16 protein-coding genes are annotated in these 14,704 nt (G+C 62.1%); 9 read left to right on the top strand and 7 right to left on the bottom strand.

Annotated elements, in window-relative coordinates:
• Positions 1-468: 468 nt before the first annotated feature.
• Complete coding sequence (locus AC3YMN_RS05760; protein ID WP_489889280.1) at positions 469-690, top strand: hypothetical protein; 222 nt, start codon at positions 469-471, stop codon at positions 688-690.
• Between the two features lie 33 nt (positions 691-723).
• On the opposite strand, the gene AC3YMN_RS05755 is transcribed toward AC3YMN_RS05760, so the two are convergent.
• The 3 genes from AC3YMN_RS05755 to AC3YMN_RS05745 all read right to left on the bottom strand — a co-directional run bounded on the left by AC3YMN_RS05755 (position 724) and on the right by AC3YMN_RS05745 (position 1,870).
• Positions 724-966, bottom strand: coding sequence for a hypothetical protein (locus AC3YMN_RS05755; protein WP_172121958.1), 243 nt, complete (start codon positions 964-966; stop codon positions 724-726).
• Positions 953-1,099 (bottom strand): hypothetical protein, encoded by a 147-nt coding sequence (locus AC3YMN_RS05750; protein ID WP_164854696.1) that lies wholly within the window; start codon positions 1,097-1,099, stop codon positions 953-955. Before AC3YMN_RS05750 ends, AC3YMN_RS05755 begins: the two co-directional genes overlap by 14 nt.
• A gap of 69 nt (positions 1,100-1,168) precedes the next feature.
• Complete coding sequence (locus AC3YMN_RS05745) at positions 1,169-1,870, bottom strand: DUF1045 domain-containing protein (protein WP_489889279.1); 702 nt, start codon at positions 1,868-1,870, stop codon at positions 1,169-1,171.
• A 116-nt stretch (positions 1,871-1,986) separates the two neighbouring features.
• Here AC3YMN_RS05745 and AC3YMN_RS05740 point away from each other — a divergent pair, with 116 nt between their 5' ends.
• The 3 genes from AC3YMN_RS05740 to AC3YMN_RS05730 all read left to right on the top strand — a co-directional run bounded on the left by AC3YMN_RS05740 (position 1,987) and on the right by AC3YMN_RS05730 (position 4,615).
• Positions 1,987-3,240 (top strand): glycerate kinase type-2 family protein, encoded by a 1,254-nt coding sequence (locus AC3YMN_RS05740; protein WP_489889278.1) that lies wholly within the window; start codon positions 1,987-1,989, stop codon positions 3,238-3,240.
• A gap of 11 nt (positions 3,241-3,251) precedes the next feature.
• A complete protein-coding gene (locus tag AC3YMN_RS05735; protein WP_489889277.1) occupies positions 3,252-3,608 on the top strand; it encodes a VOC family protein in 357 nt (118 codons plus the stop codon).
• 68 nt (positions 3,609-3,676) lie between these two features.
• Positions 3,677-4,615: a Gfo/Idh/MocA family protein gene (locus tag AC3YMN_RS05730; protein ID WP_489889276.1), complete on the top strand. Its 939-nt coding sequence runs from the start codon at positions 3,677-3,679 to the stop codon at positions 4,613-4,615.
• Between the two features lie 3 nt (positions 4,616-4,618).
• Here AC3YMN_RS05730 and AC3YMN_RS05725 read toward each other — a convergent pair whose 3' ends face one another.
• From AC3YMN_RS05725 to AC3YMN_RS05715, 3 genes are read right to left on the bottom strand one after another with little or no spacing between them, the layout of a single operon-like run.
• Positions 4,619-5,560 (bottom strand): aldo/keto reductase, encoded by a 942-nt coding sequence (locus tag AC3YMN_RS05725; protein WP_489889275.1) that lies wholly within the window; start codon positions 5,558-5,560, stop codon positions 4,619-4,621.
• Entirely contained in the window at positions 5,532-6,080 is a 549-nt protein-coding gene (locus tag AC3YMN_RS05720; RefSeq protein WP_489889274.1) for a hypothetical protein, read from the bottom strand. The genes AC3YMN_RS05725 and AC3YMN_RS05720 overlap by 29 nt, the downstream gene beginning before the upstream one ends.
• Positions 6,077-6,472 carry a VOC family protein gene (locus tag AC3YMN_RS05715; protein WP_172121964.1) on the bottom strand — a complete coding sequence of 132 codons (396 nt, stop codon included), beginning with the start codon at positions 6,470-6,472 and terminating at the stop codon, positions 6,077-6,079. The genes AC3YMN_RS05720 and AC3YMN_RS05715 overlap by 4 nt, the downstream gene beginning before the upstream one ends.
• Before the next feature lie 212 nt (positions 6,473-6,684).
• Here AC3YMN_RS05715 and AC3YMN_RS05710 point away from each other — a divergent pair, with 212 nt between their 5' ends.
• From AC3YMN_RS05710 to AC3YMN_RS05690, 5 genes are all read left to right on the top strand, one after another.
• The gene (locus tag AC3YMN_RS05710) at positions 6,685-8,280 is read left to right on the top strand and encodes an ABC transporter substrate-binding protein (RefSeq protein ID WP_206524677.1); all 1,596 of its coding nucleotides are present in this window, start codon (positions 6,685-6,687) and stop codon (positions 8,278-8,280) included.
• 101 nt (positions 8,281-8,381) lie between these two features.
• Complete coding sequence (locus AC3YMN_RS05705) at positions 8,382-9,389, top strand: ABC transporter permease subunit (RefSeq protein ID WP_489889273.1); 1,008 nt, start codon at positions 8,382-8,384, stop codon at positions 9,387-9,389.
• Positions 9,390-10,295 (top strand): ABC transporter permease subunit, encoded by a 906-nt coding sequence (locus AC3YMN_RS05700; RefSeq protein ID WP_127751761.1) that lies wholly within the window; start codon positions 9,390-9,392, stop codon positions 10,293-10,295.
• A 3-nt stretch (positions 10,296-10,298) separates the two neighbouring features.
• A complete protein-coding gene (locus tag AC3YMN_RS05695) occupies positions 10,299-11,147 on the top strand; it encodes an ABC transporter ATP-binding protein (RefSeq protein WP_489889272.1) in 849 nt (282 codons plus the stop codon).
• Positions 11,144-11,983, top strand: a complete 840-nt coding sequence (locus AC3YMN_RS05690; protein ID WP_127751763.1) for an ABC transporter ATP-binding protein — start codon at positions 11,144-11,146, stop codon at positions 11,981-11,983. The genes AC3YMN_RS05695 and AC3YMN_RS05690 overlap by 4 nt, the downstream gene beginning before the upstream one ends.
• A 15-nt stretch (positions 11,984-11,998) precedes the next feature.
• Here AC3YMN_RS05690 and AC3YMN_RS05685 read toward each other — a convergent pair whose 3' ends face one another.
• The gene (locus AC3YMN_RS05685; RefSeq protein WP_489889271.1) at positions 11,999-14,608 is read right to left on the bottom strand and encodes a bifunctional diguanylate cyclase/phosphodiesterase; all 2,610 of its coding nucleotides are present in this window, start codon (positions 14,606-14,608) and stop codon (positions 11,999-12,001) included.
• Between the last annotated feature and the right edge of the window lie 96 nt (positions 14,609-14,704).

Here is a 14,704-nt window from a genome sequence, read left to right as displayed (position 1 = left end):
TCCCGGCTGCGCTGTTATCGTCCGACACCCATCAGATCGCGTCGGACCCTTCAACGCCTTAGCGCCGATAGCCGGTTAAGGGAAGTCCGTCGCGCGTGGCGTCCCGGACCAAGACGAAAGTTGAGCAGGCTTTTTCGCCTAAACCAGCTTGTGCAGGGTCACTGTAGCTGGCTTTTCCGGCTCGGCTGCGTTATTTTGGTGTTGCAGCCAAACTGCTTCGGGTCAACGCCGCAGGAGAGGAATGAAGATGACATCATCGACGACCTTCACCATCCATGCTGGTTCCATGACCGTAGCCAAACTGCTCCGCCGCGCCAAACGTTGGCAAGGAATCTGTCGCTCCAAACGAATGTGACCACCCGTCACTCGTTTGTCTCACAAGACCGATAGAAGCCCAGCGTCCCCGCCTCTTGGCGGGTTTGTGGTCCAGCCAAGGGCTGACCGGACGCGCAAGTGGAGCATCCACCCATGCAGGAAAAGAATCTAGGCCGGGCCAAGACCGTTAAGCCCATCATTGTCGAGGTTGGCGGGGAGCCGCAGGGCATTGTCGTGCCCGAAAACGGCGGCTTTCGTTTTGTTGCGGTCAGGCTGCCTGCCTTCGCCATCGATGGCCAGCATTTCGAAACCATAGAAGCAGCACGCCGCGCGGCGTCAGTGGCCTTGCGCGCTGATAAAGGCAACGGCCACTGACGGGATTAAGGGGCTGGCGACGCCAGCTCCGTCTTAGCCATCATTGGTGGAATTGAGCTCTTCGGGGCGCTTGCCCTCGTCCAGCGGCGCTGGTTCGGCTCCGGCGGCGTGAGTTGGATCGAGTTCAGCGGCAATGGCGACGTCGATGGCTTCCGCCAGCGCCGGCACATCGACGCGAATGGCACCGTCATGCGCCTGCCGGTCAAGCTCGCTGGCAATCACCTCTGCTATGGTTTCGCGGCGATCCTCGCCAGCACCCGGATTATCCGTTGCCATCGATCGATATCCCTTGTTCGTCCACCCTGACCTCGATGCCGGGGCGTGTCTGTTGCTGATAGATGTAGATGCCGAAGGCAAGAACTGCGACCAGCAGAATGCCGATCACGACGTACAGTCCGTTTTTGGACACGAAAAGCTCCTGAAACCCGGCTCCAACAACTTCCAACGCGATAAGCGAAGATCGGTTCAATACGCGGAGTTAAACGCCCAGCGCGCCGTCGCGCAGCCGATATTCCGTGGCTCGCCGGAACGGCTCTCCTGGAGAGGGCTCAACAAAAAGACAAATCCGGTCTAGCCGCACTGAGGTTGCCAGCACGGGCGCAAACCACGCCTCGGCGGCAGCCAGGACCCGGTCGTGATCGGCCTTACCCAGCCGATCGATCAAGGTCATGTGAAACTGAAACTCCTCAAACACATAAGGGTAGCCATAGGCGCCGAGCAGTTCCTGCTGCCGTGGCGTCAACCCAGCCGCTGCGCGGCGGGCCTGATCCTTGAGCGACAGCGGCGCGCGAAAGGGCTCGAAACTTTCCACCACATGGGCCGCAAGATCCTGCAAAGCCTCGTTTGCCTGCGGGATCAGCGCAAGAAAGCCGTGCAATGAAACGAGTTCGAGCCGCCCTAAGTATACCGGCGCGTGCTCGGCCGCAAAGCGAGCCAGCGCATCCTGCAACTCGGCTTCGCTGACATCACTGGCCAGCGCCATGGGCGCCTTGATGGTGGCGTGAAAGCCGTAGCGGCGGGCCGAGACGGTGAGGCCGTCGAGCTCCTCGCGGCCAAGCGGCGGGATCGGCTCGCGCACCATGCTCCCGGTGACGGGATCGCGCCCAAGCCACTGATTGGCTCTTGCCCAAAGCGGGTCCGACACATCAGGCGCATAGTAGATTGCATATCGTGGAGCCATAAGATCCTCGCGGGGAATAGAATATCTGCCTGCGGGCGTAGCGCCTGCTGGACAGTAACGATGGGCTTCGCCAAGTTGTGGCTATCGAGCGTCCCAAGGAATGACAAGCCACACTTATGGATCGAGACCTGCTCCAAGCCTGGTTCGGGCACGCCGTTGCCCAGGCCCAACCCGCTCTAGCGGTTCGCGATAACTTGCCGCCCAAGCCTCGGGGGCGCACCGTCGTGGTTGGGGCCGGCAAGGCTTCTGCCCAGATGGCGCAGGCTTTTGAAGCGGCTTGGGACGGACCGCTCAAGGGGCTGGTCGTCACGCGCTATGGCTATGGCGCGCCCTGCGAGCGCATCGAGATCGTGGAAGCCGCCCATCCGGTGCCCGACGAAGCGGGCTTTCTGGCAGCCCGGCGGATTGCCGAAACAGTTTCGGGGCTTGGCCCTGACGATCTGGTCGTGGCGCTGATCTCGGGCGGCGGCTCGGCGCTGCTGCCGGCGCCTGCGCCGGGCCTGACGCTGGATGACGAGCAGGCCATCAACCGCGTTTTGCTGGCTTCAGGCGCCCCGATCGGGGTGATGAACCTGATCCGCAACCAGTTCTCGACCCTCAAGGGTGGGCGGCTGGCTGCACTGGCGGCGCCTGCGCGTGTGGCGACACTCGTCGTGTCCGATGTGCCGGGAGACGATCCAGCCATTGTAGCTTCAGGCCCGACGGTCGCTCTGGCTGGAACGCGCGAACTGGCGCGGAAGTATGCCACGCTTTATGACCTGCAATTGCCGCCCGCCGCGGCGTTGCTGCTGGCGGGTGACGAAAACCTCGCGCCGCTACCCGGCGATCCCATCTTCGCAACTCACACCGTGCGCACCATTGCGTCGGCGGCGGTGTCGCTGGAAAAGGTCGCCGAACTCGCCCGGAGCCGGGGGGTTGAAGCGGCAATCCTTTCGGACTCGGTAGAAGGAGAAGCGCGCGACGTGGCTCTGGTTCATGCCGCTTTGGCTCGTGAAATTGCCCAGCGCAACCGCCCGTTCGCCAAGCCGGTTGTGCTGCTTTCGGGCGGCGAGACCACGGTGACTTTGCGCGGCAATGGCCGGGGCGGGCGCAATGCCGAGTTCCTGCTGGCGCTCGCCATTGCACTGGATGGGGTGAATGGGATTTCGGCGCTGGCGGCGGATACGGATGGCATTGATGGCTCAGAGGACAATGCCGGGGCGTTCTGTGATGGCAGTTCGGCCACAAGAATGCGCCATGCCGGCATCGACCCGCTGGCGGCCCTCGCCAGCAATGACGCCTATGGTGCCTTTGCCGCCGTTGGCGACCTGTTGGTCACCGGGCCGACGGGCACCAATGTCAATGATTTCCGGGCAATCCTGATCCGTTGAGGGGGACGCGAATGGCAGGCGTTGTGGGTATTGGCGGCGTGTTTTTTCGCGCGAGCGACAAGGCGGCACTCGCGAGCTGGTATGAGCAGCATCTTGGCGTGACCGGTTTGTGGAACCAGGAGGCGGGCCTGACGGTATTTGCGCCCTTTGCGGCGGACACCGATTATTTTCCGGCAGCCAAGCAGTGGATGCTCAATTTCCGCGTCGATGACCTCGACGCCATGATCGCGCAACTGACCAGCGCCGGCATCGCGGTGGAAACCCGGCCCGACGAATGGGATCATCCCGAGACCGGCCGGTTCGCCCGCATCGAGGATCCAGAGGGTAATGCGATCGAGCTTTGGGAGCCGGCCACACCTCGCCCCTGATGGTCCGCCTGCCGGGCTTGGCAGATCGTCAAGGCTCTGCTCTAAACCGCTCATGGAGGAGCCGAACCATGGCCAAGCGCAAGATTGCCGTTATCGGGGTGGGCAAGATCGCCCAGGACCAGCACCTGCCGGTGATCGATAAGTCCGAGCATTTCGAACTTGCGGCGACGGTGTCGACGCGCGGCATTGGCCATAACGGGGTTCCGGTGTTCAAGACGCCGGGCGAGCTCTACGCCGCCATGCCGGAAGTCGATCTCGTCTCGGTTTGCACGCCCCCTGGCATTCGTCACCAATATGTCCGCGAGGCTCTAGAGGCCGGCAAGGACGTGATGATGGAAAAGCCCCCCACCACCACGATTTCCGAGCTCGATGACCTGGTGGCGCAGGCCAAGCGCCTCGATCGCGTGCTGTTCCAGACCTGGCATTCCCAATACAACGCCGCGGTCGACCGGACGCGCGAGCTGCTGGCCGAGCAGGGCGTGGCATCGGCGCGGATCGACTGGCGCGAAAGCGTGCGCAAATGGCATCCCGGTCAGGACTGGGTCTGGGAGCCCGGTGGGTTCGGCGTATGCGACCCCGGGATCAATGCCCTTTCCATCTTCACCAAGGTGATGCCGTTCCCGGTCTTTGTGCAAAGCAGCCGGCTGACTTTCCCGGAAAATCGGCAAACGCCAGTGGATGTTGAGATCGCGTTCAAGTCGGGTGAGCCGCATCAGCCCCAAATGAGCGCAGGCTTCAACTGGCTCGAGGAAAGCGGGGAGATCTGGACCATCCGTTTTGAGACGCAAAGCGGCGACGTGCTCAAGCTGGAAAAGGGCGGCACGGCGCTGCGCGTCAACGACGAGATCGTGGTGCAGAACCCCTCGGAAGAATATGAGGGGATCTATGAGCGGTTCGCAGCGCTCTTGGAGCGTGGCGAGAGCGACGTGGACGCCGCTCCCTTGCGCTTGATGGCCGATGTGTTTCTGCTGGGCGCGCGGGAAAACGGCCCGGCATTCGAGTGGTAGGTGCTAGCGTCCGGCGGCGGTCAGGGCTTCCACCTGCTCGTCGCTGAGCTTGATCCGCACGCCCTTGGCAAGGCTCTTGACCTGCTCAACGGACGTCGCCGAGGCGATGGGCGCTGAAATGCCTGGCTGGGCAACGATCCAGGCGAGGGCCACTTCGGCCGGGGTAGCGTCGACCTCCGCTGAAACCTCATCGAGCGCCTTGAGGATCGCTTCGCCCTTGGGGTTAAGGTAGTTCTTGGCCCCGCCGCCGCGTGGGCTTTTGCCGAAATCGGCTTCCGAGCGGTACTTGCCGGTGAGGAACCCGGCAGCCAGGCTATAATAGCAGATGATGCCGAATTCTCCCTTTTCCGCCATCTCCTGCACTTCGCCCTCAACCTCGTCGCGGTCGTAAAGGTTGAAGCGGGGCTGGAGCACATCGTAGCGGGGCAGGGACTTGATGACGGAAATCTCATGGGCCTCGCGCATCATGGCCGCGGTGTAGTTCGAGGCACCGATCACGCGCACCTTGCCCGAGCGGATCAGCACATCATAGGCCGCGAGGGTTTCCTCATGCGGGGTATCCGGATCGGGCCAATGGCTCTGGTAGAGGTCGATATAATCGGTCTGCAACCGGCGCAGAGAGTCTTCGACGGCGCTCTTGATGGCCTCGGCGCTCAGACCGCCGGGGTTCTTGGCCGAGTTGACCTTGGTGAAGATATGCACGCTGTCGCGGTTGCCGCGCGCCTTGAGCCACTCGCCGATAATGGTTTCGCTCTGGCCCGGCGGGTTGCCAGGCACCCAGTTTGGATAGCCTTCGGCAGTGTCGATGGCGGTAAAGCCTTCGTCTACAAACGCGTCCAGCACCTCAAAGCCGGTGTTCTGGTCAACGGTCCAGCCGAACACATTGCCGCCCAGCACCAGGGGTTCGATCACAAGTTCACTGCGGCCAAGCGGGCGACGATCCATGGGGCTCTCCTTCAGGGGTTCGCTGGGTAACGCCCGGCGGCTCATTCGGTTCGGCCGGCTTGGGCGGGACGCAATAAGCCAGCGCGCGATTGATCTCGTAGAGCGAGCCGGACAGGGGAATGAAGTTGAGCGGGGCGGGCGGGCCCTCAAGCGGGTGGAGATAAGCCACGGCCCCATTCTGGAGATTGTGGAGCAGCCACCCGTCAGGATCGGGGAGCCTGGCGCCATAAGGTGCTTCGCCCTTTTCGGCAGGGAACGGGCGGTTGACCCTGTCGATGGTGATCAGCCACTCGCCGGTATGGGGCTCGGTGCGGCTGGTATGGGCATAGATGCCGACCGAGAAGTCGTCTTCGCAGCGCACGGCGATGCAGTTGAACTCCTCGGCAGTTGAGCGCAGCGCGCAGCCCAGGGTCGCCCGGTCGCCTTCACCCGGAAGAGGAGAATAATGCCAGCCCTCTTCCTGTCCCCGGGCGGGCAGGAGCAGCAGCAGGCCCGCCAAGACTATACGCAACAGGATCATAGGGGCCTCGCTTCAATCAAATCCCAGCGATTGCCGTAGAGATCAGCGAACACCGCGACACTTCCATAAGGCTCCTGACGGGGTGCTTCAAGGAACTGAACGCCCTTTGCCGTCATCGCGGCGAAGTCGGCGGCGAAGTCGTCGGTTTGGAGAAACAACATGACCCGGCCGCCGGCTTGGCGGCCAATGGCGGCTTCCTGCTCGGGCCCATCTGCCCGGGCCAGGAGCAGCCGCACGCCCCGGCTTTCCCTAGGGGCGACCACCACCCAGCGCTTGCCGCCGCCCAGCGGGGTATCCTCAAGAAGCGTGAAGTCCAGCAGGTCACAGTAATAGGCGATGGCCGCATCGTATTCGCGGACCACCAGGGTAACTGTTGCAATCGATCGGGCCATGCCGTGATGGAGCACTGCTACAAAGCAGCGGTCAAGAGCGGGCCCAGCAAAGAGCTGGATGGCGCCTTCATTGTGAAAAAAGGCCGCAGGGTCACAGCATTGACCAAACGGTAAAACTCCCCCATTGCGCTCCTTTGTTTTCTACGCTTTGTTGACCGTTAAGCCCGGCCGGCAAACCGGGCGCAAAAAAACTGTCCCGGGAGACACCAAATATGACATTGATGAAGAGCCTGCTGGCGGCGACCGCCGTGCTCGCACTGACTGCCGGCGCGGCCCAGGCCAAGCAGCTGGTCTATTGTTCCGAAGCTTCGCCGGCTCACTTCGATCCCGGTCCGCTGACCGGTGGCAACGATTTCGACGCCAGCTCGCACACCATCTATGACCGCCTGGTGCAGTTCGAGCCCGGTGGCACGGCGACCATTCCCGGCCTGGCCGAAAGCTGGGACATCTCCGAGGACGGCAAGGAAATCACCTTCCACCTGCGTCCGGGCGTCAAGTTCCATACCACGTCCTATTTCACTCCCACGCGCGATCTCAACGCCGATGACGTGATCTTCTCCTTCGAGCGCCAGTGGAAGGAAGACAGCCCGTGGTATGCTTACCTCGAGGGCATGACTTGGGATTACTTCCAGGGCATGGACATGGCCCGCTACCTGCAGGAAATCCGCAAGGATGACGACCTGACGGTGACCTTTGTTCTGACCGAACCCAATGCGCCCATGATCGCCAACCTGGCAATGGACTTTGCGGCCATTGTCTCCAAGGAGTATGCCGACCAGCTCGAAGCATCCGGCGACCTGGCGAGCTTCTCCACCCAGCCAGTCGGCACCGGCCCATTCATGCTGGTGGATTATCAGCTCGATACCGTGATCCGCTACCAGGCTTTCCCTGACTACTGGGATGGCAAGCAGCCGATCGATGACCTGGTATTCGCCATCACCACCGATCCTTCGGTGCGCGCGCAGCGTCTCCTCGCGGGCGAATGCGATATCATGTCCTATCCGGCGCCTGCTGACATCTCGCAGCTGCAGGCTGACCAGAACCTGAACGTGATGGAGCAGGAAGGCCTCAATATCGGCTACATCTCCTACAACGTCACGGAAGCGCCGTTTGACAATGTCAATGTGCGCAAGGCGTTGAGCATGGCCATCGACAAGGCTGCCATCATCGAGGCGGTGTATCAGGGCGCTGGCGAGGACGCCAAGAACCTGATCCCGCCCACGATGTGGTCCTATAACGAAGAAATTCCGGCCGATACCTACGATCCGGAAAAGGCTAAGGCCTTGCTTGCCGAAGCCGGCATCACCGAGCTGACCACTGACCTTTGGGCCATGCCGGTCTCGCGTCCCTATAATCCGAACGCGCAGCGCGTTGCCGAACTCATCCAGTCCGACTGGGCCGCTATTGGCGTCAACGCCAATATCGTCACCTATGAATGGACCGAGTATCGCGAGCGCGGCAAGGCCGAGGACCGCAAGGGTCCGTTCCAGATCGGCTGGACCGGGGACAATGGTGATCCGGACAACTTCTTTGCGACCCTGTTCTCCTGCTCGGCCATTGGCGTGTCCAATTATTCGAGCTGGTGCAACCAGGAATTCGAAGACCTGATCCAGAAGGCCAAGACCACTTCGGACCAGGAAGAGCGGGCCGCGCTCTACCGCCAGGCCCAGGAAATCTTCAAGGCCGAAGAACCCGCCATGACTCTGGCTCATAGCCGGGTGTTCATGCCAATGAAAAAGACCGTCCTGAATTACAAGATGAGCCCGCTGGGCAACCACTCCTTCAAAGGCGTGGACATCGAGGAATAAGGATCATCGCCGGCGCCCGCGCGCGCCGGCCCGTCCAAGATGGAACCTCGGTCCAGGCTGGACCGAGGTTTTCCATATACAAGGGGCCCTGAACCCAACCCATGCTCAACTTTATCCTGCGCCGACTGGCGCTGATTGTGCCGACAATGATCGGCATCACCCTTTGCGCCTTCTTTTTTGTGCGCGTGCTGCCGGGGGATCCAATTCTGGCCATGGCCGGCCAGCATGGCGTAACCCCTGAGCGCTACGAAATCCTGCGCGAGCAGTTTGGCTACAACCTGCCGCTCTGGCAGCAGTACTTCAATTACCTGGGCAACGTGCTGCAGGGCAATTTCGGTGTGTCGCTGGCCACCAAGCGCCCGGTGCTCACCGAGTTCATGACCTTGTTCCCAGCCACGATCGAGCTGGCCCTGGTGGCGATGCTCTTTGCGGTGATCGTAGGCATTCCGGCCGGCATCTTTGCCGCCGTCAAGCGCGGCTCGTGGTTCGACCAGCTCACCATGGGGATCGCGCTGACCGGCTATTCCATGCCCATCTTCTGGTGGGGTCTGCTGTTGATCATCTTCTTTTCGGGCTATCTGGGCTGGACCCCGGTGTCCGGACGCATCGCGCTGACCTTCTTTTTGCGCCCGATCACCGGCTTCATGCTGATCGATACGCTGCTTTACGGCAACTGGCCCGCCTTCGTGTCCGCCCTGCGCCACCTGATCCTGCCGGCCGTGGTGCTGGGCACTATCCCGCTTGCGGTGATTGCCCGGCAAACCCGCTCGGCTATGCTTGAAGTGCTGGGCGAGGACTATGTCCGCACCGCGCGCGCCAAGGGCCTCTCGAAACGCCGCGTCATCAATGTCCATGCCCTGCGCAACGCGCTGATTCCGGTGATCACCACGATCGGTCTCCAGGTCGGTCTGCTGCTGGGCGGCGCCATTCTCACCGAAACGATCTTCTCCTGGCCCGGTATCGGCAAGTGGATGATCGATTCCATCTCCAAGCGCGACTATGTCGTGGTGCAGTCCGGCCTGTTGCTGATTGCCCTGATCGTCATGGCCGTGAACTTGGCCGTCGATGTGCTCTATGCCGTCATCAATCCGCGCATCAGGGTGAAGTAGATGAGCCAGTTGCAAGCCACTCCCGTCGCCGACAAGGCCGACCTGGGCGCCAGTCTTCGCGAATTCTGGCATTATTTTTCCGTCAACCGCGGCGCCGTTATCGGCCTCGTCGTGTTCACCCTGCTGGTGCTGGTGGCGATCTTTGCCCCCTTGATCGCACCTCATTCGCCTGACCAGCAATTTCGCGACGCTCTCCTTAAGCCACCGGTTTGGGACGCAATGGGTGATCCACGGTTCCTGCTGGGCACCGACCCCGTGGGCCGAGATATCCTCAGCCGACTAATCCATGGCGCCCGTTATTCGCTGTTTATCGGCCTCTTTGTCGTGGTCGGCGCGCTGGTCGTGGGCGTGGTCCTGGGCGTGCTGGCCGGCTATTTCGGCGGCTGGGTCGATGCGCTGATCATGCGCCTCATGGATATTATCCTGGCGTTTCCCTCGCTGCTGCTGGCGCTGGTTCTGGTCGCCATTCTCGGGCCGGGGCTGTTCAATGCCATGGTCGCGATTGCGGTGGTGCTGCAGCCGCACTTCGCCCGGCTGGTGCGCGCAGCGGTGATGGCGGAAAAGAACCGCGAATATGTCACCGCCGCCAAGATGTCGGGCGCCGGCCACCTGCGCCTGATGATCGTTACCATCCTGCCCAACTGCCTGGGGCCGCTGATCGTACAGGCCACGCTGAGCTTTTCCAACGCCATCCTCGATGCGGCGGCACTGGGCTTTCTCGGGATGGGGGCCCAGCCGCCTACGCCCGAATGGGGCACAATGCTGGCCACCGCGCGCGAGTTCATCCTGCGCGCACCCTGGGTGGTGACATTCCCGGGTCTTGCCATCCTCGTCACTGTGCTGGCCATCAACCTCATCGGCGATGGCATGCGCGACGCCCTTGATCCCAAGCTGAAGCGGAGCTGACCCATGCCTCTGCTGGACATTCGTAATCTTACCGTCTCGTTCGACACCTCCGCGGGTCTGTTCAAGGCCGTGGACGGGATCGACGTCTCCGTCGACAGCCGCGAAGTGCTCGCCATTGTGGGCGAGAGCGGCTCGGGCAAATCCGTGGCCATGTTGGCAGTTATGGGCCTCCTGCCCCCTACCGCTACCGTGACCGCCGACAAGATGGAGTTCGAGGGCCTGGACTTGCTCGGGATGAGCGCCCAGGCCAAGCGCAAGATCATCGGCAAGGACATTGCCATGATCTTCCAAGAGCCGGTCGCCAGCCTTAATCCCTGTTTCACCATTGGCTTCCAGCTCGAGGAAGTGCTCGGCGAGCATCTGGGCCTGCATGGTCGGGCCGCGCGCGCTCGCGCGGTGGAACTGCTCCATCTGGTTGGCATCCGCGACGGTGCCGAACGCCTCGGCGCCTTTCCGCACCAGATGTCGGGTGGCCAATGCCAGCGCGTGATGATCGCCATGGCCATTGCCTGCAACCCCAAGCTCCTGATCGCCGATGAGCCGACCACGGCACTCGACGTCACCATTCAAAAACAAATCCTCGACCTGCTGGTGCGCCTACAGGCCGAGCATGGCATGGCCCTGATCATGATTACCCACGACATGGGTGTGGTCGCCGAAACGGCGGACCGCGTCATCGTTCAGTACAAGGGCCACAAGATGGAGGAAGCCGACGTGCTATCCTTGTTCGAAAACCCTCAGTCCAACTACACCAAGGCGCTGCTGTCGGCCTTGCCGGAAAACGCTGTCGGGGATCGGCTGCCCACCGTGGCGGACTTCGCCTTTGATCCCGAAACGGGGGCAGCCCGATGAGCACCCCCGTTCTGGAAGTCAAGAACCTGACGCGGGACTATGTTACGGCGGGCGGACTATTCCGCCCGGCCAAGGTCGTCCATGCGGTCAAGGGCGTCAATTTCTCGCTCCAGAAAGGCCGTACCCTTGCCGTGGTCGGTGAGAGTGGCTGCGGCAAGTCTACCCTGGCGCGCATGATCACCCTGATCGATCCCCCGACCTCGGGTGAGATTCTGATCGATGGCGCCAAGGTGGATGCCAGCCATGCCCTGACCCGCGAAATGCGCCAGAAGGTGCAGATCGTGTTTCAAAATCCCTATGGCTCGCTCAATCCGCGCCAGAAGATCGGCGACGTGCTTGCCGAGCCGCTGCTGCTCAACACTTCGATGGGCGCGGCCGAGCGGGCGGACAAGGCCATGTCCATGCTGCTCAAGGTTGGCCTTGGGCCCGAGCACTTCAATCGCTATCCGCATATGTTCTCGGGCGGGCAGCGCCAGCGCATCGCCATTGCACGGGCGCTGATGCTCAATCCCTCGTTCCTGGTGCTCGACGAGCCAGTTTCGGCGCTGGACCTATCGGTGCAGGCGCAGATTCTCAACCTGCTCAAAGACCTTCAGGAAGAGTTCGGCCTGACCTATGTGTTCATCAGCCACGATCTGTCGGTGGTACGCTATATCGCCGACGAGGTCATGGTGATGTATTTCGGCGATGTGGTGGAACACGGCACCCGCGACGCAGTGTTCAGTGATCCGCAGCACGGCTACACCAAGACCCTGTTTGCCGCGACGCCCCGAACGGACATCGCCAGCATCAGGGAGCGGCTCGCGCGCAAGGCGGCATTGGAGGCGGCCAGCTAAAACCGTCAGGTAGTCCTAGGAGGCGTGCCGCCAGGCCTGGACCTGCAGGAAAGTATCCAGATGATCCCGGCTCATCGGCCGAGCGAAGGCATAGCCTTGGAGAATATCGCAGCCCAGATCGCGCAACAGCGAGGCTTGTTCGAGGGTTTCCACGCCCTCGGCAACCACCTGGATGCCCATGGACTTGCCGATATCGACGATGGAAGCGAGCAACTGCCGCTGGGCAGGGTCAACGGTGATGGGGCGCACCAACTGCCGGTCGATCTTGAGGCGCCGCGGGCGCAGCCGCTGCAGCGAAACAATGGACGCGTAGCCAGTACCGAAGTCATCGATTTCGACGTCGATGCCCAGCTCCTTGAGCTGGTCGATATTCCAAGCGACCACCGGATCCTGCTCGTCGAGATAGATGGACTCCACGAGCTCGAAGGCGAGGCGGCCGGGCTCGATGTCCCGTTGTTTCAGGCCCTGGATCAGGTTCTCGTCATGCAGTCGCCGCAGGGAAACATTGACCGAGGCGCGCGGTACCTGCAGGCCCAGCCCATCCCAATGGCGCAGATCGTTCAGGGTCTGGTCCAGCAGAATTCGGTCGATGCTTGATAATACATTGAGGTCCTCGGCGATGGCCAAGAAGGCATCCGGGGTCAGCAATCCCAGCCGTGGATGTTGCCAGCGGGCAAGGGCCTCGACGCTGACCAAGTTGTGGGTGCGGGCGTCGAACTGCGGCTGGTAAAAGGCGATGAACTCGTTCCGCTCCAGCCCGCTCAGAATATCGTCGGCGATCCGCTTGGTGTTGACCACCTCGGCTTGCAATGCTGCGCTGAAGAACTCATGGCGGTTGCGGCCGCGCTTCTTGGCCCGGTACAGCGCGATATCGGCATTGATCAACAACTGCTCGGCCGCAGCGGGCGAGTTGTCGTCCACGGCTATGCCAATGCTGACACCGCAGCGGCATTCATGGGCCTCAAAGCTGATCGGCTGCTGCATCCGCGAGATGATGCGCTCAGCGAGCTCGGTCAGTTCGGCATCGCCAGTTCTGTCGGTAAGCACCACGACGAACTCGTCGCCGCCCACTCGGGCAACAAAGCTTCCCGGCTCGCAACTATCGCGCAGAACGCGGCTGACATGGACCAGCATGGCGTCGCCTGCAGCATGACCCATCGTGTCATTGATCTGCTTGAAGCGATCAAGGTCGAGATGGAGCAGCGCTATGTGGCGCCCCGGGTTCTCGGAGTTGCTGGAGAGCGCCTTGAGGATATCGTCGAGGAAGCGCCGATTAGGCAGACCCGTGAGGCTGTCGTGCAGCGCATTATGCTCGATCCTGACCCGGGCCGCTTCCAGTTCGATATTGCGGGCCGCCGTGAGGCGCTGGGCCCGCTGCAGGTCCTCGTTGAGGGACACATCGGCCGTGACGTCCCAGTTCACGCCCACGATCTTGGGATTGCTGCCGGGATCGGTGAACACGGCGCCCATTCCGCGCAGGTGCCGGACGGCGCCGTCCGCGCGCTGAACGCGGAAATCAGAATGGTAGTGGCCCCGCAGCATGGCTTCGGCAAAGTCGTGCTCTGCCTTGTACCGATCGTCGGGATGCAAGGCCTTCTGCCAGTCTCGATAGGAGCGGCGCCCGCCATCAGCGGGGAGGCCATAAAGTTCGTTCATCCGGTCATCCCACAGCAATTCCTGGGTGTGGATGTCCATCTCCCAAACCCCAACCTGGGAAGTGGCCAGGGCGAGGCCCAGCCGTCGCGACAAGCGTGCGAGGTCCTGCTCGCTTTGCTTGAGGCGTTGAAAATGCACATGCCGTTCGTTGAGCATCCGTGCAGTCACGAGAATGGGCAGCAGCACCAGGGCGCCAGCCCCCACCAGCACCAGCCGGAATATCCAGGATGACGAGGCCGCGGGCCAACCCCCCTTGGGTATGGCGGTGAGTTCCCAAGAGCCTGAGGGTAGCAGAACCGTGGCCCGGATTGGGTTCTGGGCAGCCAGATCGCGGCCAAAGAAAAGCTCGCCGTCGCCGCCTTGCGCGTCCTTGCCCGCAATGGAGACTTCGATCGGCAGGCCACGATCCAGCAACCCGCTTTCGGCGTAAAGCCGGTCAACATCTACAATGGCCGACAAGATGCCCCAGAAACGCTCCCCTTGCACCGTCTTGGTGTAGATAGGAAAGCGACCGATGATCCCCTGGCCCCCCTGTACCAGGTCGACGGGCCCCGCGATTACGAGGTTGTGGCTGTCCCGGCTGCGCATGGCAGCATCGCGCTGCACCTCATTAATGCGGTAATCGAGCCCCATGGCCCGCTCGTTACCGGCAAGCGGATAAACCATGCGAACCACGAAGTCAGGTGCCGCCGCCAAGGAGCGCAGTTGGGTGGGCTGCTCGAACAGGATGCCGGCAAGCTCCTGAAAGCGGGTCTGGGTCATGTCGGGCTCGCTGGCGATCGCCGCGACCATCCCCCGCACCAGCTGCAGATTGGCGTTGATGTTTCCTTCGAGCCTCGCCCGGATCAAGGATGCCTGGCTCGCTACAGAGCTGCGGATCCGCCCTTGCTCAATCGTGGTGTTCTGCCGATCAAGCCAAACCCCCGCAGTTGCAATGACAACCAGCGCGAGAATGGCCGGCAGCAGCATTGGCCGCAGCCAAGTGATCGCTCTGCTCTGCAAATTGTGTTGCGCCCCCACAGCTGTCTTCCGCCCCTCCATGGCGCAAAGCTAGCGTGCCAAGTT

Source organism: Devosia sp. Z11_6, assembly GCF_058133665.1.
The sequence above is the reverse complement of the archived record's forward strand: the minus strand, read 5'-3'. Positions and strand labels throughout refer to the sequence as shown.

Excerpts from the sequence above, each read along its gene's own strand:
- AC3YMN_RS05760 (WP_489889280.1), top strand. The coding sequence starts at position 469 with ATGCAGGAAAAGAATCTAGGCCGGGCCAAGACCGTTAAGCCCATCATT.
- AC3YMN_RS05755 (WP_172121958.1), bottom strand. The coding sequence starts at position 966 with ATGGCAACGGATAATCCGGGTGCTGGCGAGGATCGCCGCGAAACCATA.
- AC3YMN_RS05745 (WP_489889279.1), bottom strand. The coding sequence starts at position 1,870 with ATGGCTCCACGATATGCAATCTACTATGCGCCTGATGTGTCGGACCCG.
- AC3YMN_RS05740 (WP_489889278.1), top strand. The coding sequence starts at position 1,987 with ATGGATCGAGACCTGCTCCAAGCCTGGTTCGGGCACGCCGTTGCCCAG.
- AC3YMN_RS05735 (WP_489889277.1), top strand. The coding sequence starts at position 3,252 with ATGGCAGGCGTTGTGGGTATTGGCGGCGTGTTTTTTCGCGCGAGCGAC.
- AC3YMN_RS05730 (WP_489889276.1), top strand. The coding sequence starts at position 3,677 with ATGGCCAAGCGCAAGATTGCCGTTATCGGGGTGGGCAAGATCGCCCAG.
- AC3YMN_RS05725 (WP_489889275.1), bottom strand. The coding sequence starts at position 5,560 with ATGGATCGTCGCCCGCTTGGCCGCAGTGAACTTGTGATCGAACCCCTG.
- AC3YMN_RS05720 (WP_489889274.1), bottom strand. The coding sequence starts at position 6,080 with ATGATCCTGTTGCGTATAGTCTTGGCGGGCCTGCTGCTGCTCCTGCCC.
- AC3YMN_RS05715 (WP_172121964.1), bottom strand. The coding sequence starts at position 6,472 with ATGGCCCGATCGATTGCAACAGTTACCCTGGTGGTCCGCGAATACGAT.
- AC3YMN_RS05710 (WP_206524677.1), top strand. The coding sequence starts at position 6,685 with ATGACATTGATGAAGAGCCTGCTGGCGGCGACCGCCGTGCTCGCACTG.
- AC3YMN_RS05705 (WP_489889273.1), top strand. The coding sequence starts at position 8,382 with ATGCTCAACTTTATCCTGCGCCGACTGGCGCTGATTGTGCCGACAATG.
- AC3YMN_RS05700 (WP_127751761.1), top strand. The coding sequence starts at position 9,390 with ATGAGCCAGTTGCAAGCCACTCCCGTCGCCGACAAGGCCGACCTGGGC.
- AC3YMN_RS05695 (WP_489889272.1), top strand. The coding sequence starts at position 10,299 with ATGCCTCTGCTGGACATTCGTAATCTTACCGTCTCGTTCGACACCTCC.
- AC3YMN_RS05690 (WP_127751763.1), top strand. The coding sequence starts at position 11,144 with ATGAGCACCCCCGTTCTGGAAGTCAAGAACCTGACGCGGGACTATGTT.
- AC3YMN_RS05685 (WP_489889271.1), bottom strand. The coding sequence starts at position 14,608 with ATGCTGCTGCCGGCCATTCTCGCGCTGGTTGTCATTGCAACTGCGGGG.